Raw genomic sequence first — 14398 nt, forward strand, 5'->3', positions numbered from 1 at the left:
GGAGAAACGATGTCGTATTTGTTTCATTTTGTTGAACATGGTCGGTTTTTTGACTTGGCCAGTGGATGGTGACACCTCTACCGTTCCCCTTTAAAGTAAGGCGTGATCATAATCACGCAATGCGATAGGAGATGAGAAACATGAAGACACCCAAAGCGCTCCGCTGGTTCGCATCCATATCCATGCTGGCGATGCTGCTCTTGACAACGACCGGGTGTGCGGAAAAAATGATCGTGCTCGATCCCAAAGGGCCGATTGCCGAACAGCAGCGGGATTTAATGTTGATTTCCACGGTGCTGACTTGCATTATTATCGTGCCTGTCCTCGTGCTCACGGCAATCATCGTTTGGCGTTACCGGGACAAGAAAGGCAGAAAAGCGAAATATATGCCGGACTGGGAGCACAGCACGACGCTGGAAACGATCTGGTGGGGGATTCCGATCGTGATCATTACCATTCTGGGTATCATTACCATAAAGAGCACGTATGCCCTGGAGCCGTCCAAGCCGCTCGAATCGGATAAAAAACCACTGACCGTTCAAGTGACCTCGCTGGACTGGAAATGGTTATTCCAATATCCCGAGCAGGGAATCGCGACCGTGAACCACGTCCAGATCCCGAAGGGCGTACCGGTCCGCTTCGAGATTACGGCCGATGCGCCGATGAACTCGTTCTGGATTCCGCAGCTCGGCGGGCAGATGTACGCGATGTCTGGAATGGCGATGACGCTTTATTTGCAAGCGGACGAGCAAGGACAATACTGGGGATCGGGTGCGAATTTCACCGGAAAAGATTTTGCCAAGATGTTCTTCGACGTGAAATCCACTTCGCAGGAAGAGTTTGACCAATGGGTACGCGAGGTCAAAGCATCGTCGCCGGCGCTGACGCTGGAAGGCTATAAGCAGCTGGCGATGCCTTCCGCTTCGGACGTGAAGACGTTCTCCGCGTTTCCGGAAGGCTTGTTCAATATGACGGTGACCAAGTACGCTTCCTCGCACAATCACGGCTTGTCCTGGAAGGACATTCAGAAGATCAAGATCCAAGAGTAGCGGGCTTCGCTTCGATTTGAAATGTAAGGAGAGAGTGGTCCATGTGGGAGAAAGTAAAAAGCTTTGCGTCGGAATTTTTTGTGACGGGCGACCCGATGATTTATGGCGCGGATGTTGCCATCGTAATCACCATCATCGGCATTGTATTCGGACTTACCTACTTAAAAAAATGGCGCTGGCTGTGGCGTGAATGGTTGACGACCGTCGATCATAAAAAAATCGGCATCATGTATATATTCGCCGCTTTCCTGATGCTGTTCCGCGGCGGTGTGGATGCGCTCCTGATGCGGGCGCAGCTGGCTATGCCGGAGCTGAATTTCCTGGCGCCGGATCATTATAATCAGATCTTCACCACGCATGGCGTGATTATGATTTTGTTCATGGCGATGCCGTTCATGTTCGGTTTATTTAACGTGATGGTGCCGCTGCAGATCGGGGCGCGCGATGTCGCATATCCTTTTCTGAATGCGCTAAGCTTCTGGTTATTTTTCGCGGGCGCGATGCTGTTTAACTTGTCCTTTGTCATCGGAGGATCGCCGGATTCGGGGTGGCTCGCTTATCCGCCTTATTCGGAACGCATGTTCAATCCGGGGGTCGGTCAAGATTTCTATATCTGGGGAATCCAGATTTCGGGGATCGGCAGCTTGATGACCGGCATCAACTTTATCGTGACCATTCTGAAAATGCGGGCACCCGGCATGAAACTGATGAAAATGCCTATGTTCCCGTGGTCGGTATTATCGAGCTGTATCGCGATTATCTTTTCGTTTCCCATCTTGACGGCCACCTTGGCGCTGCTCTTTCTGGACCGTTATTTGGGCGCGCATTTTTTCACGCTGGACGGCGGCGGCAATCCGATGATGTATATCAATCTGATCTGGATGTGGGGGCACCCCGAGGTATATATCCTCATTCTGCCGGCTTTCGGCATTTTCTCGGAGATCGTGAGCACCTTTGCGAAGAAAAAGCTGTTCGGCTACAAATCGATGGTGTATGCGATGATGATCATCAGTATTTTATCGTTTCTTGTATGGGCGCATCACTTCTTCACGATGGGCTCCGGCGCAGATGTCAACGCCTTCTTTGCGCTCACGACGATGCTGATCGCTATCCCGACGGGCGCCAAAGTGTTCAATTGGCTGTTTACGATGTTCCGGGGAAAAATCACCTTCGAGACGCCCATGCTGTGGACGATCGGTTTTATCGTGTGTTTTATCATCGGAGGACTGACAGGAGTGCTTCTGTCGGTCGCGCCTGCGGATTTTCAATTCCATAACAGTTACTTCCTGGTCTCGCATTTTCACAATACGATCATCGGCGGCGTCGTGTTCGGTTATTTCGCCGGCTTGTATTATTGGTGGCCGAAGCTGTTCGGCTTCAAGCTGAACGAACGTATCGGCAAATGGGCGTTCTGGTTCTGGAATATCGGATTTTACGTCTGCTTCATGCCGCAATATGTGCTCGGGTTGATGGGGATGACACGGCGCCTTGTGACGTACGGATGGGATAAAGGATGGTGGGAGTTGAACCTGGTCTCCACCGTAGGGGCGGCTTTGATGGGCATGGCCTTTTTGCTCCAAGTATGGCAAATCGTATACAGCATCAAGCATTTTCAAAAAGACGAAACAGGCGACCCGTGGAACGGACGCACCTTGGAGTGGTCGATTCCTTCCCCTGCGCCGCACTATAATTTTGCAACGCTGCCGCAGGTAACTTCCCAGGATGAATGGTGGGAGGAGAAGCAGCGTAGAGCGCACGGGCAGCTTGCCCCGGCTCGGCCGAAGCTGGAGCCGATCCATTTGCCTAAAAACTCGGGGATTCCTTTTGTGATGTCGATGTTCTGGTTCGCGGCCGGATTCGGTTTTGTATTCGACTGGCTCTGGCTGACGGTATCCGGTCTGGCGGGGGTAGCCGTGTGCATGCTTGTTCATTCCTTCAACTACAAAACCGATTACTATATCCCTGTTGAGGAAATTAAACGCACGGAAGCTGCGATGAGGGGGTAACCAAGAATGGCACAAATAAACGGACATGCCCACGTATCAAGTGCGGAGCATCACGACCATCCGGATCTGGAGGAAATGCGCACATTCGGCTTCTGGATCTACCTGATGACGGACGTAATTATTTTCGGCACCTTGTTTGCCACCTATATCGTCCTGCAGGGCAATCGAAACGGCGGGCCCGGGCCTGCCGAGCTGTTCCAGTTGGGCGGGATTATTGCAAGCACGTTCATTCTGCTAACGAGCAGCTATACAAGCGGTCTTGCCGTGCTTGCGATGCACAAAGGCAAGCTTCGAGCCCTCATGGGATGGCTCGGAGTGACGGTATTGCTCGGTGCGGCCTTCATTGTGCTGGAGATCAATGAATTTATTCATCTGGTGCACGAGGGAGCGACCATTAGTACGAGCGCATTTCTATCGGCTTTCTTTACCTTGGTCGGGACTCACGGGCTTCACGTCTCCCTGGGATTGGTCTGGATGATTGCCTTGATTATTCAGCTTGCGAAGCATGGCATTACGCCGGTAACCAAGCGTAAAGTGAACGTGATCAGCTTGTTTTGGCATTTCCTGGATGTCGTGTGGATCTTCGTATTTACGATTGTTTATTTGATGGGGGTGAGATAGATGGCGCAGCATGACGTAACCACTCCGCATGACGCCGAGAGCCATGGCACGTTCAAATCGTATACGACCGGCTTTCTGTTCTCCATCGTATTGACGATCATTCCCATTGCCGTCGTCATGTCCGGCTGGTTTCAGGGGGTGGCGAACACCCTCGTTCTGATGGCGGCAGCCGTGCTACAGTTCGCCGTTCAATTGATTTATTTCATGCATCTTCGGGAGGAGAAAAAGCCTCGCTACAACTTGGTGAGCTTGATTTTGGGCTTGATCATATTGCTGCTTGTCGTCGCCGGTTCTATGTGGATCATGCTGTACAATATGGTGGCCACATGAGCAGGTCGTCCGCAAATGCTGGGGCATGGGTGAGGAGAGACAGGAGGAGCATAAGCGACTGGATTCAACTGACCAAGCCTCGAATTCTGCAGCTCAATCTCGTCGCTGCGTTTGGCGGGTATTGGCTGGCTTCCCGATGGGTGACGGACTGGGGCCTCTTGTTTTGGATGCTGCTGGGCACCACGTTAACGATGGCCTCCTCGTGCGTCATAAACAACATTTGGGACCGGGAGCTGGATCAGAAGATGAGCCGGACGAAGGATCGGCCCCTCGCGACCGGCCGTTTGAGCATCAGGGGCGTGCTGGTGTACGCTCTGGCGCTTGGAATAGCGGGAGAAGCCGTCCTGTTCTGGAAAGTCAACGCGCTGTGCGGCTGGCTCGGACTGCTCGGCATGTTTGTCTATATCGTCATTTATACAATGTGGCTAAAGCGAACCTCGACCTGGAGCACGTCCGTTGGAGGCATGTCCGGTGCTATGCCGCCGGTCATCGGTTATTGTGCGTTTACCCATGAGGCCGACGCGGGCGCTTTGCTATTGTTCGCCTTGTTATTCCTGTGGCAGCCCGCCCACTTCTGGTCGCTTGCCATCCGGCGCGTCGACGAGTACCGGGCGGCGGGCTTCCCGCTTTTGCCGGTTCGTAAAGGGGTGCCTCGGACGAAGCTGCAAATGATCCCTTATGTCGTTCTGCTTCTTCCGACCACTGTGCTGATCTACGCATACGGTTATGCAGGCGTTATGTTCCTCACGGTCTCCTTGCTGGCCGGCCTCGTCTGGACGTGGCACACGTTGACAGGTCCTGCAGCATCGGATAACGGGAAGTGGGCCAAAACCAACTTCCTGATTTCGGTCAATTACTTAACGGCGGTCTTTATCATAATGATTCTAGACACCACGGGCCGCCCAATCTAATGAGGATGAATGGGGAGAGGATCGTTTTGCGGGCGTCGGTTCCGTTTCTAATCGTTGTCATGTCAGCAGTTGCCCTATCCGCGTGCGGCAGTCAGGCAACCGATCAAGGGATGACCGCTTCGACAGATGCAAATGCAGAGGCGATTTATAAGAAGCAGTGTCTGTCCTGCCATGCTGCCGATCTCAGGGGAAAAGTAGGCCCGGGCTTGCAGGAGATTGGCTCCAAAATGACGGAGCAGCAGCTGTTCGCGATCATACAGGATGGCGCGAGAGGCATGCCGGGCTTCAAGAAAGTGTTAAGCGCCGAAGAAATTCAGGCTTTATCGCAATGGCTCTCGACAAAGAAATAGGGCAAGGGGGGATTCGGTGAAAAAAGCGTTCTTCTACGTCATATTGGGAATCATCCTCGTCGTTGTCTCCGCATGCGGCAGCGGCAAGTCCAAACAGCTTAATTACGAGGTTAAGTCTTTCGAGGCCGTCAATCAAGACGGGAAAATGGTGTCCTTGTCCGATCTGAAAGGCAAGGTCTGGATTGCGGACTTTGTGTTCACGTACTGCGCAACGGTGTGTCCGACGATGACAGCCAATATGTCGGAATTGCAAAAGCGGTTGAAATCGGCGGGCGTGAAGGCGGAGCTGGTCTCCTTCTCCGTTGATCCGGAGCGCGACAATCCGGAGGCGTTAAAAGCTTACCTCCAAAAATTTGACGCCGATTTCTCGAATTGGCATGCATTAACCGGATATAAATTCGACGAGATTAAAACCTTCGTCCTGAGTTCGTTTAATACGGTTGTGGCGAAGGATACGTCCTCCGATCAAGTCATTCACGGCACTTCGTTTTTTTTGGTCAACCCGGCGGGCACGGTTGTGGCCAAGTACGACGGAATGACGGATACGCCATACGATAAAATATTGAAAGATATTCAAGCGCTGCAGCAGTAGGGACTCTGGTAGAAAGAGGAGCTGATCGGATTGGAGAGAGTCCTGCGCTCTTCTTGGACGCGGGCGCTAATGCTTGTCCTTATTCTCTTTGCCATCGGCTATGCGGTATTCCAATCGCAGGCGGATAGACGCGAGGAGGTGGAGGCGGGCAAGAAGGCGCCGGATTTTGCGTTAACCAATTTGCAGGGACAAACGGTGCGATTATCCGACTACGGCGGGACAGGGGTTCTTCTCAACTTCTGGGCTTCCTGGTGCGACCCGTGCGTCAATGAAATGCCGCTGCTGAACGAAGCCTACGGACGGTTGCCGGGCGTTGAAATCGTTGCGGTCAATATGGGAGAAACGAAGGAAAGGGCAAGCGAATTTGCCGACCGTCATCACTTGAAGCTCCCTATCCTGCTTGATACCCAAGGAGAAGCGAAAAAACGGTATAAAATCAGCGGCTTACCGGCAACGTTTCTGGTTGACGACAAGGGGCGAATCGTGCAGAAGTTCTCAGGGGAGCTAAACCGTTCCGATGTCATAAATTTCATGGAACGCATTCGGCCGAAGCCTGAACGCAACTAGCTTACGAATCGAAATGTCTTACTTAAAAGAGGAGATGCTGCTCATGCATATGCCGCTCGGAACAGGAACAAGCATTATTTTGAGGTTGGAGTACGATCAAGGAGTCGTAAACTTTGGAGCTATTGCATCGGCATTAAGCGATTCCGGCGGCGACATCGTAGCGATAGACACCAATCGGGTGAGCTCTGCGAAAACCGTAAGAGACATTACGGTCAATCTGAACGACTCGCACGATGTTGACCGCGTGGTTTCCTCGGTTGAACAGCTTCCCGGGGTTAAGCTGATCCATGTATCGGACCAGACCTTCCTCATGCATTTGGGCGGCAAGCTCGAAATGCATCCCAAGGTGCCGATCAAAAATCGGGATGACCTGTCCCGTGTCTACACGCCGGGTGTAGCCCGGATTTGTATGGCGATCCATGATGACCCTTCCCGGGCCCATACGCTGACGATTAAGCGAAATACGGTAGCCGTCGTCTCCGACGGCTCTGCCGTTCTCGGGCTCGGAAATATCGGCCCGGAAGCCGCCATGCCCGTCATGGAAGGCAAAGCCGTGCTGTTTAAGCAGATGGCCGGCGTCGATGCCTTCCCGATCTGTCTGAACACGCAGGATACGGACGAAATTGTTGCCATTGTCAAAGCGATCGCTCCGTCATTCGGCGGTATCAATCTCGAAGATATTTCGGCTCCGCGCTGCTTCGAGATCGAAGAACGGCTCCAGAAGGAGCTGGATATCCCGGTATTTCACGACGATCAACATGGAACCGCCGTCGTCATCCTGGCGGCCTTGTTAAATGCCTTGAAGGTCGTCGGCAAAAAGCTGGAGCAGTGCCGGGTTGTCGTGTGCGGGATCGGGGCGGCAGGAATGGCCTGCTCCAAAATATTGCTGGCCTCCGGGGTGACGGACCTGATTGGCGTTGACCGTCACGGAGCGATCGTTCGCGGAGACGCTTATCCACATGAGGTATGGAATTGGTTTGCCGAGCATACGAATCCGTTCATGGTTCGAGGCAGTCTCCCCGATGTGATCGAGGGAGCGGACGTATTTATCGGATTGTCCGGTCCGGGAGTACTGAAGGTCGAAGACGTGAAACGGATGGCGGCAGATCCGATCGTATTTGCCATGGCCAATCCGAACCCGGAAATTATGCCGGAGGAAGCTGAGCCCTATGTGCGTGTCATGGCTACAGGGCGCTCGGATTATCCGAATCAGATCAATAACGTCTTATGCTTTCCGGGTATTTTTCGCGGTGTGTTAGATTGCCGGGCTACGCAAATTACGGAAACGATGAAGCTTGCCGCCGCCTATGCGATTGCCTCCGTGGTTAGCGACGAAGAATTAAATGAGCAATATATTATTCCAAGCGTATTTAATCATCAGGTGGCGGATCGAGTCAGCAAGGCGGTTATCGCGGCAGCCTGCGATGCCGGGGTAGCTCGCCGCAGCCGGGATTCCCGCGATATCTGAAGCGTGTTGGTCCAACTTCGGCACACTTGCAAATAAGGGCAGTAAAAAAAGGTGAATGAAAAGGCTTGTATTCATGAATACAAAGCTTTCATTCACCTTTTTAGTTGGATTGGGCAAGAACGGTCCGAAGAGCTGCGGCAAATTTGGCAATGCCCGGAACGATTTCGTCTGCCTTCGGCCGTGCAAAAGTGAACCGCACATAACCGGAATCCGAACCGTACACGCTGCCGGGAACAAAGATGACGCCATGGCGGATCGCTTCTTCAAACAGCTTGTTGTCGCTCACCTCGGGTATGATTTTACACCACAGATGCAGGCCTCCTTGCGGAATCGAGAAGCTGACCAGGTCCGGCAGCTCTTGCCGAAGCGCGCTTATCAACAAATCCCGCTTGTAGAGCAGATGCATCCGCAAACGGTCCAGATGAGGCTGGACATACGGAGACTTCAAGAACTGCGCGGCCACCTGCTGCGGAACGACGCTAAGCCCGAAGTCCATCTGCTGTCTGGCATCGGCCAGCCGCTCGACAACGGAATGAGGAGCGACCATCCATCCGACGCGCAGCCCGGACGCCGCGATCTTGGAGAACGAGCCGATATAGAGGACGGATCCGATCGGATCCATCGATTTGAGCGGTCGCGGCGGCATCCCGTCATAAGCCGTCAAGCTAAAGGGATCGTCTTCGACGATAGGGAGTCCCAGCTCGCTCGCAACGTCAAGCAGCTCGATACGGCGTTCGGCATCGAGGGCAAGGCCTGTCGGGTTCTGGTAATTCGGATTGATGAACACCATCTTGATCCGGTGCTTTTTGTAAAGGGAGCGAACGTCCTCGGGCCGGATTCCTTTCGCGTCGACCGGAAGACGGAACAAGCGGAGACCGGCCGATTGAAACATGGGAAGCGAATAACAGTAAGAAGGATCTTCGATAGCAACCGCATCTCCCGGGGCCAGCAAGCATTGGGTAATTAAATACAAGGATTGCTGGGAGCCGGATGTAATAAGAATCGACGATTCCGTCGTTTGAATTCCCCGGTATTGACTTAAATACGTGACAAGCGCTTCGCGGAGCGGCCCAAATCCTTGCGGATTGGCATATCCGAGATAGGCCGTATAGTGGTTTTCGTCCATAAGCGTATTAATTTCTTCCACCGGAGAGATGTCCGCGCCAAGCTCGCCGCTGGCAAAATCAATCAACGTGTTGTCTTGTTGAAGAGCTTCCCGGACCCGCCGCAAAAAAGGCAGATTAGGCAGGAAGCTTCCGCCTTCGACATACCGGTGCCAGTTCGGGGTATGCTTCGGAGTCACTCCCCATTTATACTTGCTTACCCGGGTTCCGCTTCCCGTACGGCTTTCCACGATCCCAAGCGCGCGCAGCTCGGCATAGGCGAGAATCACGGTGCTTCGATTGACTCCCAACTGCTCGGCTAATTTTCGTTCGGAGGGCAGCAGACTGCCCGGCGGAAACTCGCCGTATGAAATTCGCCGTTCGATGTCATCGGCAATCTGCTGATATAGAGGCTGGGTACTGTGACGATCGGGCTGCCGCATGAGGTTCATCCCCTCTCCTGGTGATTATTATCACAGAATCATTTTCATCATAACATCGGACTTGTAAATAAAACGCCGCTCTTTTTATCAAAAACATGGCGAATCTATAGCAATCTATTGAACATGGATGGGGACTTTGTCGATGAATTGGATGGTTCGGCTGTTGGGCGGACAATGCGGATTTGGATAATGAAGTCTTGGTCAGCAGGTGTCGAGATCTCAGAAGAGCTGGTATCTCGGATGCCGATTCTATTCTGTACAAATATCCTACTGCATTCATGATGGAAAACAGTTTTTGGGTTAAAGCGTGAATAACAGGCTTCTGATGTTTGCGATAATTTTCTATTCCCATATATCCAAAAGTGTGTGAGAATTTACATTAAATAGAATATGGAGATGTCCGATATATATTAAGATAAGGAATCGGTTGTAAAGGCCAGGAGTAGTTAGCCGAAAGGGAGGTATGCTGTATGAGTATTTTATTGAGGGTTGAACGAGAAGCCGGCAGTCAGCCGATTGAGCTTGGCGATGGAAAAATTACTGGCTATAGCTATATCAACACAAGCCCGGCAGATTTTTTTGCCAAAGCTTATAATGCGGAGCATTCGATTCAGATCCGGGGAGAGATTCCACTTCGACTGCTTCCCCCTGTGGAACAAGAAGGGGATACCTCCAATACGCTGTATGCCTGGGCTCTTACCGAGTATAGGCCGGACAATGATTACTATCGAACCGTTACCGTCCAAATCTTGAGACACGAGAAGATGATTCGAGAGGTCAAATTTACACATGCATATGTTCACGTGTATCAAGAGCAAGTTAATGGCATGAAAGGTGTTTTGGATTTTGAGCTTGTCGTAAGACAGAAGCGGGATCAATTCGATAGCATTCAGTTTGGTCCGAATGATAATCAGAAGAGTGAAACAGTCTTAAGTTCAACGACATTGTTCATGTACAATGAAGTACAAAAGTCAAAGAACGAAAAAAGGTTGCACATTGCTTCTGTCTCTGAGGTTGAGAGTTATACGAATTCTTGGGGCGAGAGTTATGCAAACCCGTTTAAAGATCGTGATCTGGACGGACCATTGGAGCCAATAGATCATAATGCTTATCGACTCTATACAAAAAAAGATAAAGAAGAGCTGGCGTTTTATTACAATGCATATGCTAGAGCTAAAAATGCAACCGAGAGACAAGCAGCACATGACGCAGCAAACGGGTTAAGGCTAAAATACGTGGATTCTGTTATCCGAAAAGACTTTATTAATGGTGGAGAGTCAACAGTTTATAAGACAAAGAATGGTAAGAATAGGGGATACAAAATCCGGTATAGTTGTAGAACCATATGTAAAGGGCCAGTTTGCCATATCACTGGTTGGAAGTGTTGGATTGCAAGCGAAAATACAAAGCGGAGAGTTATCTGTAAGTTTAATCAAAGGTATTAATGGTGAAGTGGGTGCTCAATTAACAGCTTCGGCAGGAATATCAATAAACAATGGTGGTAACTTAGAGCATTATGTGAAGCAAGGACAGGGGAAGGGAATGGGAAGGTTTTATTTTGTTGAAGGAGAAGTAGCTATCGATCTGGAAGATGCAGATTATGAAGCAGTTTTGGGCGCGGGTATTGGTATCCGTGGCGGATATGCGCTTGTACCGACATTAGGTACAGCTTATGAACATGAAATTAAATTGTATGTAAGACGATTGGGGGATTCAAGTTATCCTCTAACGTATCAAGATTGGGTAACCCATCTTAAATAAAAAGGAGTGTATAAAAAGAATGGGTGGTAAAATAGTTTTTTCAGTATTTTTATTTTTTTTGATGGCATGGGGACTTTTTACTGTTTTCAGACCTGAATTTAACTTGAAATATAATTTAGGAAATATTTTTAAAAATGCAAAAAATACTAAATTATTACTTATAAATAGTAGACTGTCAGGAGTTGTTTCAATTTTGCTAAGTGTATATTTACTTTATCGGATATGGTCTGGTTAAGTTTATGAAGAGGGGCATGTAAATGATAAAGAAGAGTATTTTATTCGGTGTTATCCTTTTGCTTTTCCTTAACCCTAATTTATCTTATTCGGAATCGCTTGAGATTCCCATTACAGTTACGATGGACTACGATCTCTTAAATTTCGAGGAGTCGCCTCCGAAAATAATTTCGGGAGTCACCCTTGTTCCAGTCCGGCCTTTGTTAGAGAAGCTTGGCTACAGCCTCGAATGGCATCGCGAGGATTTGACCGTTCGGGCGACTAAAACCGGAGCATCCATTCAAATGAAAATTAATGAACCGAAGGCGCAAGTAAACGAGAAAAGCTTAAGCTTGGAAGTCCCGCCTCAAGTACTCAATAATGTTACCTATGTTCCATTAAGATTCATCTCCGAAATTAGTGGAGCCGTTGTATATTGGACTCCTAAAAACAATAACACCTCCGAACATTCCATAGAGATTCTAATAGACAAGAACTCTAAGCTTTATAGAGCGATCATTACCAGAGATAAGCAAGCGGTCAGTAAACTCTTACTTGAAGGGGCTGACCCTAATGCCAAGGCTCACACCGGGAAAAGCATGTTAGAAACGGCAGTTATTTTTTATAAAGATGTAGAAATTGTAAAATTGCTGCTGGAAGCAGGGGGAAACCCTAATCAAACAGGAGGTTTTTCTAGCGGAGAATCTTTGCTTCATATTGCCGCGAGGGGAACAACTCCCGAATTAGTTAAACTATTGCTCGAATATGGAGCAAAGAAAGACTTTAAAGACGGAGAAGGGAACACTCCATTGCAAATCGCAAGATCGCAATATGATGATCCGTACTTACTAGAATGGGCGAGGGATGCATATAAAGAAATAATTGATATTTTGGAGGACAAATAATTTTTTTTGCAGGATGTGATCTTTTGCTGGTAATGTTGGAAAAGGTTAAGGAAGATGGGATAGTGACATTAAACCATCTTGTAGAGCTCGCATCGTATGATCTTTCCAAATACAACGGTAGAGACATCAATGAGAATGGGTTATTTGTAGTAGACTTGGGGCGTTGGAGAGTCAATCAGTATGACTGGAATGCCCCTGCCCAACATTTTTGGAGAAGCGTTATTCAAGCTTATTCTAACCAAAATTACACAGAGACGATAAGAGAAGATATCAAAGGCCCCTCACAAGAATTTTCAAACCATGAAATGTAGACCGAATGAAGTCGGAACAAGGCTATCAAGTTCCACCCAAAATAAGTGAGCAGTTAAGGTAAGTGATTTACAATACAAGAGCGTCTTGAGACCACGCGGCGTACATCACAAAAACAAGTCTGGGGTAGTTTACGTGAAGCGTATAAAAAGACTGGGAATCATCATCGCTAGCCTTATACTCATTGGAGTAGGATCAATTTTTGCAATAAATTACCACGTCCAACCTATCTCGGAAAACGTAATACCCATAACCGCCGATGGAAGGTTAACGAACGACAAATAAATACGATCGTGACAGGCCGACCTACCCGGAGCACAGCCGCGAATAAAAAATCCGTTTTACATCATAGTTGATCCGTTACTTGGTGGCCGCCGTCCCTTTTTTCTCCTACCATTAAAAAGCAAGTATTGCAAAAAGGATGTTGGGAAGGGAGAAAGATGTGTAGATGGCACGAGTACGATTCAGCATTTTTTTTAGCGTTTTTGTCGCGATGGTCGGTTTGATGATCATTGCTCCCGTAATGCCTCCGCTTATACGCGAATTGGGGTTAAGTGAAACTCATTCGGGGTTGATTATTTCTCTGGGATCCGTTGCGATGGCGGCGATGGCGCCCGTATGGGGGAGTCTGAGCGATGCCAAAGGAAGAAAGCCTGTTATCTTGATCGGCTTCTTAGGCATGTTTGTGAGCTACGTGTTGTTCACCGTTACAATGTACGCAGGACTGACGCGGCTTATCAGCGGCGGACTGTTGGTCGTATTGCTCATTGTGGCACGCGGTTTAGTCGGTTTGTTCATCCCCGCCGTTCCGTCGTCGGCGCAGGCGTATATGGCGGATGTTACGGACGAAAAGGGCCGGTCGGCGGGGATGGCCTTGATCGGCGCAGCGAACGGAATGGGCCTCGTGCTCGGACCTGCGATTGCAGGAGCGTTTGCGCTCATTGGTCTGATCTGGCCGCTTTATATTGGCGCACTGCTGCCGATCGTCGCATTGGTCGTCGTCCTGCTGCTGATCCCGGCTCATAAACCGGTTGTTCAGGCAAAGCCTCCAAAAGTCAGCCCGTTTCAAAAAGGCGTCCGCCTTTATTTGTTCGCCGGGCTGGCAACGATGCTTAGTATTGTCACCTTGCAAGTAGTCGGCGGCTTTTATTTTCAGGACCAATTGTTCTTGACTACCAAGGAAACCGCACGGATGCTGTCTTTCGGCTTGATGCTTAGCGGTGTGGCGATGATCGTTACGCAGGGGCTGCAAATGAAAAAGCCCAAATGGCAGCCCACCCCGTTGATCCTTGTCGGATCGATGCTTCTGATGGTCAGTATGGCGCTCTTTCTGTTCGTCGTCGGCTTCGTCGGTTTTTACGCGGCCTTCTTCTTATTTGGCATCGGAGCCGGGCTGATGATGCCGGGCTTTATGGCCGGCGCTTCCCTTGCGGTGGCCCGCGAGCAGCAAGGAGGCGTGGCCGGTCTTATAGGATCGGTGCAAGGCATATCCGCCGTGATCGCCCCGATTCTCAGCACGAGTCTTTACCAGGTGGATAAGCATCTTCCCTTTGTGGTTGTTGCCGGGGTTGTGCTGCTGATGGCGATTACGCTGCTTTCCGCGAAAAATAAACCTGTCGGAAGCCAAACGGCTTCGGAACCTATGGATTCAACAAAATAACGGGAAAAACCGCTTGCTCAACCATACAAAGGCATTTTTGGCGAAGTCTCGACTTCGCTTTTTTTGCGTTGGCGAGCTCGGTAGCTCAGGCATCGTATGTCAAATTGGAG

At 50.0% G+C, this 14398-nt stretch carries 15 protein-coding genes; 14 read left to right on the top strand and 1 reads right to left on the bottom strand.

The annotated features are described in order from the left end of the window. Nucleotides 1–140 precede the first annotated feature (140 nt). The 9 genes from cyoA to QJ48_RS00460 are packed head-to-tail and all read left to right on the top strand — an operon-like array spanning nucleotide 141 to nucleotide 7894. On the top strand, nucleotides 141–1049 hold the full coding sequence (gene cyoA, locus QJ48_RS00420; RefSeq protein ID WP_054971698.1) for a ubiquinol oxidase subunit II: 909 nt from the start codon (nucleotides 141–143) through the stop codon (nucleotides 1047–1049). Between the two features lie 41 nt (nucleotides 1050–1090). Next, nucleotides 1091–3055 (top strand): cbb3-type cytochrome c oxidase subunit I, encoded by a 1965-nt coding sequence (locus tag QJ48_RS00425; RefSeq protein ID WP_054971699.1) that lies wholly within the window; start codon nucleotides 1091–1093, stop codon nucleotides 3053–3055. 6 nt (nucleotides 3056–3061) lie between these two features. Then, nucleotides 3062–3676: a cytochrome o ubiquinol oxidase subunit III gene (gene cyoC / locus QJ48_RS00430; RefSeq protein WP_054971700.1), complete on the top strand. Its 615-nt coding sequence runs from the start codon at nucleotides 3062–3064 to the stop codon at nucleotides 3674–3676. Further along, the gene (gene cyoD / locus QJ48_RS00435; RefSeq protein ID WP_054971701.1) at nucleotides 3677–4006 is read left to right on the top strand and encodes a cytochrome o ubiquinol oxidase subunit IV; all 330 of its coding nucleotides are present in this window, start codon (nucleotides 3677–3679) and stop codon (nucleotides 4004–4006) included. Next, nucleotides 4003–4917, top strand: a complete 915-nt coding sequence (gene cyoE / locus QJ48_RS00440; RefSeq protein ID WP_054971702.1) for a heme o synthase — start codon at nucleotides 4003–4005, stop codon at nucleotides 4915–4917. Before cyoD ends, cyoE begins: the two co-directional genes overlap by 4 nt. 26 nt (nucleotides 4918–4943) lie before the next feature. Further along, nucleotides 4944–5267 carry a cytochrome c gene (locus QJ48_RS00445; protein ID WP_237762764.1) on the top strand — a complete coding sequence of 108 codons (324 nt, stop codon included), beginning with the start codon at nucleotides 4944–4946 and terminating at the stop codon, nucleotides 5265–5267. Nucleotides 5268–5283: 16 nt separating this feature from the next. Then, a complete protein-coding gene (locus tag QJ48_RS00450; RefSeq protein WP_054971703.1) occupies nucleotides 5284–5859 on the top strand; it encodes an SCO family protein in 576 nt (191 codons plus the stop codon). A gap of 30 nt (nucleotides 5860–5889) precedes the next feature. Further along, nucleotides 5890–6426 (top strand): thiol-disulfide oxidoreductase ResA, encoded by a 537-nt coding sequence (resA, locus tag QJ48_RS00455; RefSeq protein WP_054971704.1) that lies wholly within the window; start codon nucleotides 5890–5892, stop codon nucleotides 6424–6426. A 43-nt stretch (nucleotides 6427–6469) separates the two neighbouring features. After that, the gene (locus QJ48_RS00460; RefSeq protein ID WP_054971705.1) at nucleotides 6470–7894 is read left to right on the top strand and encodes an NAD-dependent malic enzyme; all 1425 of its coding nucleotides are present in this window, start codon (nucleotides 6470–6472) and stop codon (nucleotides 7892–7894) included. A gap of 100 nt (nucleotides 7895–7994) precedes the next feature. Here the strand turns inward: QJ48_RS00460 and QJ48_RS00465 are convergent, their stop codons facing one another. After that, nucleotides 7995–9440 carry a PLP-dependent aminotransferase family protein gene (locus tag QJ48_RS00465; RefSeq protein ID WP_054971706.1) on the bottom strand — a complete coding sequence of 482 codons (1446 nt, stop codon included), beginning with the start codon at nucleotides 9438–9440 and terminating at the stop codon, nucleotides 7995–7997. A 470-nt stretch (nucleotides 9441–9910) separates the two neighbouring features. Here QJ48_RS00465 and QJ48_RS00470 point away from each other — a divergent pair, with 470 nt between their 5' ends. The 5 genes from QJ48_RS00470 (at nucleotide 9911) to QJ48_RS00485 (ending at nucleotide 14288) form a co-directional block, all read left to right on the top strand. Next, nucleotides 9911–10885 (top strand): hypothetical protein, encoded by a 975-nt coding sequence (locus tag QJ48_RS00470; RefSeq protein ID WP_054971707.1) that lies wholly within the window; start codon nucleotides 9911–9913, stop codon nucleotides 10883–10885. Next, nucleotides 10830–11201 carry a hypothetical protein gene (locus QJ48_RS36530; RefSeq protein ID WP_157261452.1) on the top strand — a complete coding sequence of 124 codons (372 nt, stop codon included), beginning with the start codon at nucleotides 10830–10832 and terminating at the stop codon, nucleotides 11199–11201. The genes QJ48_RS00470 and QJ48_RS36530 overlap by 56 nt, the downstream gene beginning before the upstream one ends. A gap of 257 nt (nucleotides 11202–11458) precedes the next feature. After that, a complete protein-coding gene (locus tag QJ48_RS00475) occupies nucleotides 11459–12319 on the top strand; it encodes a copper amine oxidase N-terminal domain-containing protein (RefSeq protein ID WP_054971708.1) in 861 nt (286 codons plus the stop codon). 32 nt (nucleotides 12320–12351) lie between these two features. After that, nucleotides 12352–12630: a hypothetical protein gene (locus QJ48_RS00480; protein WP_082420278.1), complete on the top strand. Its 279-nt coding sequence runs from the start codon at nucleotides 12352–12354 to the stop codon at nucleotides 12628–12630. A 446-nt stretch (nucleotides 12631–13076) separates the two neighbouring features. Further along, entirely contained in the window at nucleotides 13077–14288 is a 1212-nt protein-coding gene (locus QJ48_RS00485) for an MFS transporter (RefSeq protein ID WP_054971710.1), read from the top strand. Nucleotides 14289–14398 lie beyond the last annotated feature (110 nt).

Source organism: Paenibacillus sp. A3 (assembly GCF_001399685.1).
GTDB lineage: Bacteria > Bacillota > Bacilli > Paenibacillales > NBRC-103111 > Paenibacillus_G.